Here is a 12,384-nt window from a genome sequence, read left to right on the forward strand (position 1 = left end):
AAAAGTAGGGCTAAATAGTTCAGAGCACCCCGGAAAGCAAAACGGCCCCGTGCCCGGCTCAGAGTGGAGCCAAGCACGAGGCCGCTGACGGGATGCGCAACGCCGCTAGCGCTCCAGCTTGAAGCCGGGCTCCCGCGCGGGCGGCGCGGTGCGGTTGGCCACGGCCCAGCCGGTGAGGTACATCCACTGCGTCATGCGCAGCAGCTTGGCGTAGTCGATGCGGCTGGGCTCATCGCGGGGCGTGTGGTAGTCGACGTGCAGCAGCGAGGTGTACATGATGGCCGGGATGCCCAGGCGGGCGTACGGCAAGTGGTCGGAACGGAAGTACCAGCCTTCGGGATGGGTCGGCTTGTCCCACTCAACATCGAGCTTGAACTTGGGGCCGGCCTGATTGGCGGCCAGCGCGGTTTTCACGAGGTCGGAAGAATTCATGTGGGGCGGGGTCGAGCCCAGCAAGGCGGCGCTGTCGGCCACGTTGCGGCCCATCATCTCGGCGTTCAGCACGGCCACGATGCTGGCTTGCGGCACCGTGGGGTGGGCCGAAAAGTAAGTGGAGCCGATGAGGCCGCGCTCTTCGGCACCCTGGTACACGAACAGGGCCGAGCGCCGGCCGGGCTGCTGCTTGAAGGCGCGCATGATGGCCAGCAGCGCTGCGCAGCCGGTAGCGTTGTCGTCGGCCCCGTTGTAGATGGAGTCGCCGGCGATGGGGGCGCGCACGCCGTCGTGGTCCTGGTGGGTGCTGAAGAGGACGTACTCCTTTTTCAGCTGCGCGTCGGTGCCGGGCATTTTGGCCACGATGTTGACGGACGGGTACTGGAAGCTCTCCACCTTTAGCTCGGTGGTGAACTGCTGGCCGGCCTGCTGCACCCAGCTGGCGGCGCTGGCGGGCAGCCATATCACGGGCGGCGTGCTCATTACTTTGGTGCTGGCCGCGCCGGGCAGGCTGTAGCGGCCCCGCTCAAAAACGTGGCTCCAGTGGTCGTAGAGGGCCTGCGAGGGGGTATCCGACACGAAGACCACGGCCACCGCGCCGGCCTTGGTGAGCTCGCCGGCCAGCCCGCTGAACTTGCCGAAAATGTAGCGCCGGTAGCTGATGCCGTCGGTGGGCGCGCCGGCCAGCTGCACGGCCACTGCCTTGCCCTTGATGTCGACTTTCGCCAGCTCGGCGGCCGAGCCGGTGCCCACGAACACCAGCGGCGCATTGATGCTGGCGTTGGTGGGAGCCGTCACGGCACCGTCCTCGTTCAGCTTAATTTCGTGGGTGCCAATGCGCAGCGTGCTGCTTTTGTTCAGGCGGGTGCGCTGCAGGTTGAACCATTGGAAGTAGGTGCCGTCGTCGCCGGCGGGCAGCATGCCGGTGGCCCGAATCTGGTCGGCGAGCCAGACTGAGGCTTTCAGCTCGTCGAGGGTGCCGCCCTCGCGGCCCCGGTAGTGGTCGCCGGCCAGCGCAAACAGGTCGCGCTTGATGTCGGCTTCACGGATGGCGCTTTCGGCGTTGGCGGGTTTGGGGGCCGGTTTTTTCTGGGCGGAAGCGGCGAGCGGAGCGGCTAGCGCTAGGCCCGCCAGCAACAGGGCCGGCAGGGAGCGAAACGATTGAGGCATAAGGAGCGAATGAAGTTGGGAAGCATGTGGAGAAGCCAATCGGCGTCTCGGTGTAAAGCAATGGAATCTCGTTGGGGCGGACGGGGCAAATGAAGCAGCTGGCGCGGACGCCGACCCGCAAATAGGCATCTGTACCATCGCCACTTAATTAGCCTGCTCCTCCAACGGAGCGGCCCCCACGTAGGTTTTTTCGGGCAGCCGCGAAGCTACCAGCGCAAACAGCGTCACGTTCACGGCCATCAGCCCGGCCGAAAACCAGTAGAAGTTGGCCCCGTGCAGCCCGGCCAGCCAGCCGCCGCGCGCGATGCTGCCGTTCACGAGGCTCAGCCCGAAGTTGGCCGCCGCGATGGTGAGCACCCACAGCGACGTGGTGAGGCTTTTGAGGTGACGGGTGGCGTGGGTATAGGCGTATTCGAGGCCCGTGATGGCTACCATAATAACGCCGCCCACCAGCACGCAGTAGGCCAGAATCTGCCACCAGGCCGAGGGGTGCGCGCCTGCATCGACGCGCGTTTGCACCGCGCCCACGATGAGCACGCCCAGCGTGGCGATGACCATGCCCGCGCCCATGCGCCGCAGCGGCGTGACGCGCACCCCGCGCCGGGCCAGCGCCGGATACAGCCCGTAGGTGAGCAAGGGGTTCAGCCCAATGCCGAACACGATGCCCGAGAGCTGCAGCTGCTCGGCCAGCGGCCGGAAGCCCGGCCATAGCTCGCGGTTCAGGTGGGTGGCCTGGAGCACCCATTCGGAGGAGCTTTGCTCGTTCAGCATCCAGAGCACGGGCACGAAGGCGAACACCACGCCCACCCGGCGCAGGGCGGCGCGGCTCTCGCCGGGGCCGAAGGTTTGGCGCAGGCCGGCGCGCAGGCCGGTGGGCGGCACGCGCACGTAGCGCCGCCGGCCGGCCCAGAACGTGCAGGCCGCCGTGGCCATCAGTAGGCCCGGCACCCCGAACGCCACGGCCGGCCCGTAGTGCTGGTAAAGCAGCGGCGTGAGAATGGTGGCCAGCGCCGCGCCCACATCGATGCTCATCTGAAACCAGCCGTAGGCCTTGGGCAGCAACCCGGCGTTGGCCGGCGTGAACTGGTCGCCGAGGTTGGCCGTCACGCTCGACTTGATGCCACCCATGCCCACCGCCACGACCAGCAGCCCCAGCCGGAACCCGCTCAAATCATCATTAAAAGCCGACAGCAGCACGTGCCCGCCGCAGTACAGAATCGACAAGTAGAGGATAACCCGGTACTTGCCCAGCACCCAGTCGGCCAGCAGCGCGCCCACCACCGGCAGCGCGTAGCCCAGGGCTGAAAACGAGTGCACCAGCGCGTTGGCCCGGGCTTCGGCCCCGGCCGTGAGCAACGCGCTGTGCGTGGGGTTGAAGAACTGCGCCACCAGAAACGTGGGCAGTATCGTCATCATGCCATAGTAGCTGAACCGCTCGGCCACCTCGCTGCCGATGATGAAAGGCAGGGCGCGGGGGAAGCGGGCCGTTTCGGCCGGGGCGAGGGTGGTGGCAGCAGCGGCAGAAGAAGCAGAAGGCATCATGAGGAAAAGCCGAAAAAAGGAACGTCATGCCGAGCGTAGCCGAAGCATCTCTACTGCAATAGTAAACCCAATTGGTTGGATTACTGCTGCACGCGAGATGCCTCGGCTCCGCTCGGCATGACGTTCTGATTGGTCGCCGGCTACTGGCTGGCTACCGGCCGGCCACGGCTTTTGGGCCGGTGCGGGCGCTCAGCCAATCGCCGATGACCTGGAGGGCGGCAGGGGCGAAGGTTTCCTCGATGTTGCCGTAGTCGGCTTTGGCGGCGGGGTCGGTCTGAAACAGGTGGTTGAGCTGGGGTAGGGCGCGGGTAGTTACGTCGCGGTTGTGGGCGGCATGCAGGGCGCGGGCAATGGCGGGCAGGTTCTCGTCGGCCGCCACCTGCAGGTCGTGGGTGCCATTAATGGCCAGCACGGGGCATTTCAACTTTGCAAAATAGGGGGCGGGGTCGGTGAGCAGGAAGGCGCGCATCCAGGGGCTGGCCAGCTGCGCGACAATGGGCCGAATTTGCCCGGCGCTGGTGCCGGGCATTTGCTGCTGCGCAATGGGCGTGAGCCGGGCCATGAGCTCCTCGGTGGGCAGGGTAGCGGGCACGCGGTGCAGCTCGGCAAAGAGGGCCCGGTACAAGCGGTACTGGGCCCCGATGCTGGCCGAATCGGCCCCGTTGGCTTTGGCCAGGTCTTTTTGCTGACGCAGCAATATGGCGTCGCCAGGCAGGCCCGGGCCGGCCAGCGCCACGGCCAGGTCGGGGCCGCCGGGCTGGGCCGCCGCCTGCCACACTATGCTGCCACCTTCGCTGTGGCCCATGAGCGCCACCTGGTGGGGGCGAATGTCGGGGCGGGTGCGCAGGTAGGCCAGCGCAGCCTGGGCATCGGTGGTGAAGTCGGTGGTGAGGGCATCTTTGAACACGCCTTTCGACTGGCCCACGCCGCGGTCGTCGTAGCGCAGCACGGCGAAGCCCCGGCGGGTGAGGTAGTCGGCCAGCACCAGAAAGGGCTGGTGGCCGAGCAGCGTTTCGTCGCGGTCCTGCGCGCCCGAGCCCGTCACGAGCACCACGGCCGGAAACGGCCCCGCGCCGGTGGGCAGCGTGAGGGTGCCGGCCAGGTCGAAGCCCGCCTTTTTATTCGGGAAAGTCAGGTCCTGGCTGCGGTAGGGGAAGGGGGCGTGGGGCGATTGGGGGCGGCGTGGGGCGGCCGCTTTGTCCTGGGTGCTGCGGCGGCGCAGCGTCAGCGGAAACGTCTTGCCGTTCTGCACCCACGCGCCGGCCACCTGCTGCCCATCGGCCGAAAACCGGCCGGCAAAGCTGCCGTGCAGGGCCTCAACGGCCAGCAGCAGGCTGTCGTGGCGCACGATGATGCTGCTGAGCGGGAAGGGTTTTGGCGTTTGCTGGGGCACGCTCATTGCGCCGGTGAGGGCGGGGGCGGTGCCTTCCAGGTCGAAGTAGGCGGTGAGCTCGGTGGTGGGGTTTGCCTGGATGCTGGCCTGCCAGTGGCCGGTGGCGGCGGGCGTTTGGGCACTGGCGGCCGTGGCCAGCAGGAGGGAAGCAGCGGTGCAGCGGAAGGTGCGTTTCATAAAGCGAGTTGGAAAGTGGGTTGGGAATGTGAAGCGGGAAGGCCGGGTGGCGATTTCTGCTGGCAAAACTCGGCTGCGGCGGCTCCTGCCTGGCATTTATGTGACCAACGCCCAAACCAGCCGGACTATCGTCCGCCGGGAGCTGACGAACCACGTTCGTCCGGTTGTTTTGCGGGCCGACGAGGCGAGGGCCTACCTTCGTGGCGGTTAGTATCCTCCCGATTTGAGGTCGGATGCAGCCTAAGTTCAAACCTGAGATGATTCCCTCCACGCCTCCCGTACCTGCCCGCTTCTGGCCGAAGCGCCTCCTGCGCGACGGGCTGGCCTGGCTGCCCATCATCGTGCTGTACGTGGCGGCCTACCACGCGCAGAAAAGCCCGTTCTACGGCTGGCATATGGTAGCTACGCTGGTCGTGGCGCTGCTCCCCTGGATACTGGGCGTGTATGGCAACCACCTGGTGCTGGTGCCCCGGCTGTTCGACCAGGGCCGCTACTTTGCTTATTTCGGCGCGCTGCTGGGCTGGGTGTTGGTGCTGCACACGCTGGCGCGCGGGCTGGGCTGGCTGCTGCTGCCGCAGGAGGCTTTGGCCTCGAAAGCGCCGTGGTTTATGCCCGGGGGCAATATTTTTGGGCAGCTGTTGCTGGCGCTGCCCTTCCTGTTTATGTGGCGGGCGGTGGTGGGGCGGGGGCAGGCCCAGCGCACGCAGCTGCTGGCCCAGGAGCAGCAGCTGCGCCTGCTCGAAGCCCAGGTGAACCCGCACTTTCTCTTCAATACCCTCAACAGCCTCTACGCCCTGAGCTTGGCCCAGAGCCCGCGCACCCCCGACCTGCTGCTGGCCCTGGCCGAACTGATGCGCTACCAGCTCGAAAGCACCCGCCGCGCCCAGGTGCCCCTCACCGAAGAGCTGGATTACCTGCGCAGCTACGCCCAGTTGCAGGAAATGCGCCTCGGCCCGCGCTGCCCCGTGCAAATTGAGCTGCCCACCGACGCCGAAGCCGCCGGCCGCACCATCGCGCCGCTACTGCTGCTGGCGCTGGTCGAAAATGCCTTCACCTACGGCACGCGGCGGGCCAGCGGCAGCTTCGTGCACCTGCGCCTGGTGCTCGACGGCCCGCGGCTCAGCCTCCGCATCCGGAACGCGCTGCCGCCGCCCACCCAGGCCGAGGGCGGCACTGGCACCGGCCTGCCCAACACCCGCCAGCGCCTGGCTCTGCTCTACCCCGGCCACCACCAATTGCGCGTCGCTCCCACCGAAACCGAATTCCAAACCGACCTCACCCTCGACTTATGAGCCAGCCCAGCGCCCCATTGCGGGTTTTGATTGTGGATGATGAGCCACTGGCCCACGACGTGCTGAGGGCCCACATTGCCCGCGTGGCTCACCTCGAGCTGGCCGGCCACTGCTACACCGCCCTCGAAGCCCTGAGTTTCCTGCATCAGCAACCGGTCGACGTGCTGTTGCTGGACATCAATATGCCCGAAATGACCGGGCTGGAGCTGCTGCGCGCCCTGCCCCGGCTGCCGCACACCATCCTCACCACCGCCTACAGCGAGTTTGCGCTCGAAAGCTACGAGTACGGCGTGGTCGATTACCTGCTCAAGCCCGTGAGCCTGCCGCGCTTCCTCAAGGCCGTGGCCAAGCTGCCCACGGCCGCGCCCGTAGCTGCTGCCGCGCCAGCTATGCCTGCTGCTGCAACCATTGCGCCCGCGCCGGCCGCGCTGCTGCTGCGCGATGGCACCACCACGCACCGCGTGCTGCCGGCCGATATCCGCTGGCTCGAAGCCTATGGCAACTACGTGAAGGTGCAAACTGCCACCGGCCGCCTCGTCATCACCGATACCTTCCGGCACCTGCTCAGCCAGCTGCCGGCCCCCGATTTTATGCAGGTGCACAAGTCCTACGCCGTCCCGTTGCGCCTGGTGGAACGGCTGGAGGGCAACGTGCTCACCGTGGCCGGGCAGGCGCTGCCGCTCGGGGCAGCTTTCCGGCAGGAGTTCCTGCGGCGCTGGACGGTGCCGACGGGGTAGGGAACAGAACAAAACAAGAACGTCATGCTGAGCGCAGTCGAAGCATCTCTACCGCAATACTATTCCTTTCGATTGGGATTAGTTAAGCAGTAGAGATGCTTCGACTGCGCTCAGCATGACGTTTCTGTTGGAAGCCTTCTTCCGCCTACATAGCCACGTTGCGCGGGTCGGGCTTGGGCTGCATCTGGTAGTCGTGCGGGGCGTCGGCCCCGGCCAGGTTCTGCACGAAGTAGTCCCAGCGGCGGCGCGTCATGTAGGGCGAGTAGGCCCCGTAGCCGTGGGCGGCGTTGGGAAATACCACCAGGTCGTAGCTTTTGTTGGCTTTGGTGAGGGCTTCAACGACGAGCAGGGTGTTGGCGGGCGGCACGTTGTCGTCCATCAGGCCGTGGGCCAGCATCAGCTTGCCTTTCAGGTTTTTGGCGAAGGCGGCGTTGGCCTGGTTGTCGTAGCTGGTAGTGCCGTCGGCGTTGGTCTTCATCAGGCCGAGGTAGCGCTCGGCCCAGTCGTCTTCGTAGTTGCGGTTTTCGTGGTTGCCCGATTCCGAAATGCCGACTTTGAAGAAATCGGGGTAGCGGAACATGGCCGCCGCCGTGGCGTAGCCACCCCCCGAGTGCCCCCAGATGCCGGCCCGCTCCAAGTCGATGTAGGGGTATTTCTGGGCCAGCTGGCGCATGCCGGTTACCTGGTCCGAGAGCGTGTTTTCGGCCATGTTGCCGTAGCAATTGTCGTGGTAGCTCTTGGAGCGCAGCGGGTTGCAGCTGCCTTCAATCACGACTACCACGAAGCCCAACTCGGCCAGCGCCTGGTTGTCGCCCCGCGCCGATACGAACGACCAGCTGCCCACGCCGCCGCCCTGCGGCCCGGGGTAGATGTAGTTGATAATCGGGTACTTCTTGCTCGGGTCCAGGTTCGAGGGCGTGAACATCAGGCCGTACAGGTCGTCCTTGCCATCCTGGGCTTTTACCGTGATGGACGTGGGAGCCTTCCAGCCGGTGGCGGTGAGGCGCGAGATGTCGGTTTTCTCCAGCGTCGTAATCAGCTTGCCATCGGCTCCGCGCAGCACCGTGGCACCGGGCTTGTCGGGCTGCGAGTAGGTGTCGATAACGTAGCGGCCCGAGGGCGACAGCATGGCCTGGTGGTTGCCGGCTTCGGGCGTGAGCAGCGTGAGGTTTTTGCCATCGAGCCCGATGCGGTAGAGGTGCGTGAAGTAGGGGTTGCCCGGCTCGCGGCCGTCGGCCAGGAAGTAGAGCTGGCGCTTCGGCTCATCCACGCGCAGCAGCTGCGTCACCACGAAATCACCCTTGGTAATCTGCTTCTTTACCTTGCCGTTGGTGGCGTCGTATAGGTAGAGCTGGCCCCAGTTGTCGCGCTCCGAATACCAGATTACTTCCTTGCTTTTGGGCAGGTAGCGCCAGTTAATCGCGCCCTGGCCCGACTCGTACTGCGTGGCCACGGTTTCGGAAAATACGTCGCGCACCGCACCGGTAGCCGCGTCGGCCACCCGCATTTTCTCCTCCTTGTGGTCGCGCGACGTCGACACGAACGCCAGCTGGCTGCCATCGGCGCTCCAGTTCACGTCGTCGAAGGTGCCGCTGCTCGAAATATCATCCGAGAGCGAGCCCCGGTGCGGGTCGGGGGCCATCTGGAAGCGCACTACTTTCGCGGAGTTCACCTCAATGATAACCCGTTCGATAGTGGCAATATCCTTGTCGCCGGGCAGCGGGTATTTCCAGCTTTTGAGGGTTGGCGCGCCCACGTTGGTGGTCACGAGATACATGTCGCCCACGGTGCGCTGGTCCTGCCGGAAGGTGGCAATTTTGCGCGAGTCGGGCGACCAGCTCAGCACCGGCTTGTCGCTGTGGGTCCAGCCGGCGTTGTCGGTGGCGTAGCCGTAGTCCTTGGCCCCGTCGGTGGTCAGCTGGGTGGTTTGGTTGGTCTTCGTGTCGCGCACCCACAGGTTATAGTCCTTGATGTAGGCGGCCAGCTTGCCGTCGGGCGACTCAATCTCATTCTCCGCGTTGGCGCTGGGCTTGGGGGCGGGGGCGGCATCGGGGCTCACCTGTCCGCTGGCCAGGTCGTACTTCCAGCTTTTGCCAGCCGCCGCGAAGGCAATGGCCTTTTCATCGGGCGAAAACTCGATGCTGCGGAATGGCAGCCGGGTCGCTTCGTAGGTTTTGCCGCTGGCCGAGGACAGTGCGGCGGCCAGTTTGGCTTGGTCGAAGGCGGCGGTGCGGGTTTTGCGGGCCGGGTCCACGAGGATGAACTCGCTGCCCTGGGCCGTCATCACCCGGTACCAGAACCGGTCGTTCCGCAGCCAGTGGGGTTGGCCGGGGGCGTGGTCTACCAGCGCCTGAGTGTTGTAGCCCATCATCCGCTCGGCGCGGGCGTAGTCGTCGGCCGTCACGGCCGGCCGCTGCTGAGCCAGCGCGGCAGTGGAAACCAAAAGGGTCGCGGCCGCGAACAGGGCCAGCATATAGTTAGGCATAAAGGAGCGTAAAAAGCGGGAATTCAGAATGATTGGGATGCGAAAGATAATGCGGTTTGGCCGGGCCTACCGCTGCCGGGCGGCCCAGGCGTCCATCTTGCGTTCGAGCACGGCCAGGGGCATGGCCCCGCCGGCCAGCAGCTCATCGTGAAAGGCACGCAGGTCGAATTTGCGCCCCAGCTGCTTCTCATACTTTGCCCGCAGCCCACTGATTTTCAACTGGCCCACTTTGTAGCTGAGGGCCTGGCCGGGGCTGGCCATGTAGCGCTCCACCTCGGCGGTGGCGCGCTGCTCGTCGATGGGCTCGTTGTCCATCAGGTACCTCACGGCCTGCTCGCGGGTGAGCTGGCCGGTGTGCAGGCCGGTGTCCACGACCAGGCGCAGGGCCCGGTGAATTTCGGTGTTCAAGGCCCCGATGCGCTGATAGGGGTCGGTGTACACGCCCAGCTCGGTGCCCAGGCTCTCGGCGTAGAGGCCCCAGCCCTCGGTGTAGGCGCTGTAGCCCCCGAAGCGGCGGAAGGCCGGCAGGGCGGTATTTTCCTGCTGCAAGGCAATCTGGTAGTGGTGGCCCGGAATGGCCTCGTGCAAAAACAGCGCGTCCATGCCCCGCGTCATGTTGTACTGCGTGGCATCGGGAATGGGCACGTAGAAAATGCCCGGCCGCGAGCCGTCCGGCGCGCCCCGGCTGTATTGGGCCGAGGCCGAGGCTTCGCGAAAGGCCTCGATGCGGCGGACTTCAAACCCCGTTTTGGGCGTGTGCCCAAACAGCTTGGGCAGGTTGGGCGCAATGCGGGCCAGCACCCCGCGATACACCGCCAGCACTTCCTCGGGCGTTTTGAAGGGCTTGAATTGCGGGTCGGTACGCAGGTGCTCGAAGAAAGCCAGCAGGTCGCCCTTGAAGCCCACCTGCTGCTTGAGCTGCTCCATCTCGGTGCGAATGCGCGCCACTTCCGCCAGGCCCGTCTGATGAATTTGCGCGGGGGTGAGGGCGGTGGTGGTGTAGTTGCGCACGGCGTAGGCGTACATGTCTGCGCCACCCGGCACCGCCCCAATGCCGCTGCTGGCGCGGGCCTGGGGCAAATACTCCGTTTTGAGAAACTCAGCCAGCTTGCGGTAAGTAGGCACCAGCTGCGTCGTGATGGCCTGGCGGTAGTCCGCAGTCAGGCGCTGCTGCGAACTCGCGGGCACCCCGGCCGGAAATTTCGCCACCGGCCCGTAAAACAAACTCTTGGTCGCATCATCCGTCACGAAGGATTCCAGCTGCGGAATCATCTTCACCACCAGGCTTTTGGGGAGCACCACGCCGGCCTGCATGCCGCGCCGAAAGTTGGCGATGGCCGAATCGGCCCACACCGGGAAGGCGGCGACCCGGTGCAGCCAGTTCGTGTAGTCCTGCTCAGTTTTGAAAGGCTGGCTGCCGGTGCCGGCTCCCAGCTGGCCCAGGGCGCTGGGCAAGCCGCCGTTCTGCGAAAACGGCATCATCCAGCTGTTTTGCTCCAGCCCGGCCAGGGTCATCCCCAGGTCGTAGTCCAGTATATCGTAGCTGGTCTGGTCGTTGGTGTTCAGGGCCAGGCGGTTGGTTTTACGCAGCTGCGTTTGGTATTTCTGATAAAATGCCCGCGACTGTTGGCGGAAAGCCTGGGTCTGGCTGTTAGGCAGCTGGTCGTTGTAGCGGTTGTCGCCCTGCGCCGTCGCCCCGAGCGGAAACAGCCGGGCCTGCTCGTCCCAGTAAGCCGCCAGCAGCTTCGTCAAAGAAGCCGCGGCGGCGGGGGCGGCGGTCGTTTTTGCGGCGGGTTTGCCTGTTTGCGCCAAGGCCGGTAAGGGCGCGGGTGCGGCCAGTAGGGCCGCCGCGGTCAGGGTCTGGAGTAACAGGTCTTTTTTCATGAATGTGAAGAGCGGGCGGGAGATTGAACGCACAAGTACGCCTGAAATGGCCATGCTATTGAAAGAACGTCGTGCCTGGCTGCCATCCGCTGGCCGAAGCAGCGGAAGCAATGCCTTCGGCCAGCGCCGCAGTTCGGCCCTTAAGGGCAGTGACTGGCGCTAAAACCGATGAAACGGAAAAACGTAGCCCACTTTAAACACCATCTCCACGTCGATACCGCCTCTGGAGCCCGGCTCCTCAATTTGATTGAAAGGGCCTGTTTTCTTGTTGTTAAAATTTACTAACCGCCGCTCATTTAGCAAATCGTACCGGGTAATTATGAAGCGCCCGCCGAGCCCGAGGCCCGCTTCTACCTGCCACTGCTCTCCCGGGTGCCATACGGAGCCTGCCTTCAGGCCCAAGCCAAAAACATCCTTGGTGACAAAATTACGGTCGTAGGTATAGTATTCTAAATCGTGGAAGTACGTATAGCCGTAGCGTGTGTAGCGTTGCGGCGTATAGAAAACCTGCACGGCCAGGTAGGTTTCCTGGTTCTTGTGTTTGGGGGGCGGAGCCAGGTAGCGGCGCACTTCCAGCTTAAACTTGCGGTACGCAAAGTCATAGCGGCCGTCCAGCAACCCCAGGGTGCTGATGCGCAGGCCCGTGAACTGCTGCCCGTAGCTGCCCTCCACGCCGTAGCGCGCCGAAATGCGGTACTCCGCCCCCAGCAGCAGCGCACTGGTGATGGGGTCCTGGGTGGCCAGGGGTGAAAATTTCAGGGTCAGCGCCGATGCATAACCGGCCCGCCGTTTGTCAAGCGCCACCCGATTGGCACGCTCAGTCGCCGAATCAGGCACGGCCACCGGTGCCTCCTCTACTTCTGCCTCTAGTACTGTCACAACGGCCACGCTGGAAGTAACGACCGCATCAATAGCCGTTTGCACAATGGCCCGAAAGCGGGTGGTCGTGCGCAGGTCACGAAAGGTATATGACTGGCCGGGGCCGCCCGCGTACTCGAAACCGGCACCGGTATCGGCCTGGTACATGAGGATGGTGCCAGCATATCCCTTCAGCAAAAGGCTGCCCGAATTTTTGCCGGCCCGTACCGTTGAAGCAGCCGGGCTCAGGGTGCCACCCGCCACATCCAAGCTTTGCGCCCGCCCGCCCAGGGCCGTGCCTACCACCAGTAGCACGGCCCCGGCATACCCCCATCCGGCCCTGCCAAGAGCGAACGTGAAGGCAATGAGGCGCGGGAGCACCAGGCCAGGGGCAACGGTCGAAGAACGCATCGA

General features: G+C 65.1%; 8 protein-coding genes. 2 read left to right on the forward strand and 6 right to left on the reverse strand.

Annotated features, from left to right (window positions below; translation table 11 throughout):
• Positions 1-105: 105 nt before the first annotated feature.
• From ABIB44_RS13740 to ABIB44_RS13750, 3 genes are all read right to left on the reverse strand, one after another.
• The gene (locus tag ABIB44_RS13740; protein ID WP_354585218.1) at positions 106-1,602 is read right to left on the reverse strand and encodes a M28 family peptidase; all 1,497 of its coding nucleotides are present in this window, start codon (positions 1,600-1,602) and stop codon (positions 106-108) included.
• Between the two features lie 144 nt (positions 1,603-1,746).
• Positions 1,747-3,144 carry a POT-type proton-dependent oligopeptide transporter gene (locus ABIB44_RS13745; protein ID WP_354585219.1) on the reverse strand — a complete coding sequence of 466 codons (1,398 nt, stop codon included), beginning with the start codon at positions 3,142-3,144 and terminating at the stop codon, positions 1,747-1,749.
• A 151-nt stretch (positions 3,145-3,295) separates the two neighbouring features.
• A complete protein-coding gene (locus ABIB44_RS13750) occupies positions 3,296-4,714 on the reverse strand; it encodes an alpha/beta hydrolase family protein (RefSeq protein ID WP_354585220.1) in 1,419 nt (472 codons plus the stop codon).
• A 257-nt stretch (positions 4,715-4,971) separates the two neighbouring features.
• On the opposite strand from ABIB44_RS13750, the gene ABIB44_RS13755 reads away from it, so the two are divergent.
• Entirely contained in the window at positions 4,972-6,006 is a 1,035-nt protein-coding gene (locus tag ABIB44_RS13755) for a sensor histidine kinase (RefSeq protein WP_354585221.1), read from the forward strand.
• Positions 6,003-6,743: a LytR/AlgR family response regulator transcription factor gene (locus ABIB44_RS13760; RefSeq protein WP_354585222.1), complete on the forward strand. Its 741-nt coding sequence runs from the start codon at positions 6,003-6,005 to the stop codon at positions 6,741-6,743. Before ABIB44_RS13755 ends, ABIB44_RS13760 begins: the two co-directional genes overlap by 4 nt.
• Positions 6,744-6,888: 145 nt before the next feature.
• On the opposite strand, the gene ABIB44_RS13765 is transcribed toward ABIB44_RS13760, so the two are convergent.
• From ABIB44_RS13765 to ABIB44_RS13775, 3 genes are all read right to left on the reverse strand, one after another.
• A complete protein-coding gene (locus ABIB44_RS13765) occupies positions 6,889-9,228 on the reverse strand; it encodes a S9 family peptidase (protein ID WP_354585223.1) in 2,340 nt (779 codons plus the stop codon).
• Between the two features lie 66 nt (positions 9,229-9,294).
• Positions 9,295-11,112: a DUF885 domain-containing protein gene (locus ABIB44_RS13770; protein WP_354585224.1), complete on the reverse strand. Its 1,818-nt coding sequence runs from the start codon at positions 11,110-11,112 to the stop codon at positions 9,295-9,297.
• A 159-nt stretch (positions 11,113-11,271) separates the two neighbouring features.
• Positions 11,272-12,381, reverse strand: a complete 1,110-nt coding sequence (locus ABIB44_RS13775) for a DUF8696 domain-containing protein (protein ID WP_354585225.1) — start codon at positions 12,379-12,381, stop codon at positions 11,272-11,274.
• Positions 12,382-12,384: the final 3 nt, after the last annotated feature.

Origin of the sequence: Hymenobacter sp. UYCo722, from assembly GCF_040547115.1 — a bacterium.
Taxonomy (GTDB): domain Bacteria; phylum Bacteroidota; class Bacteroidia; order Cytophagales; family Hymenobacteraceae; genus Hymenobacter.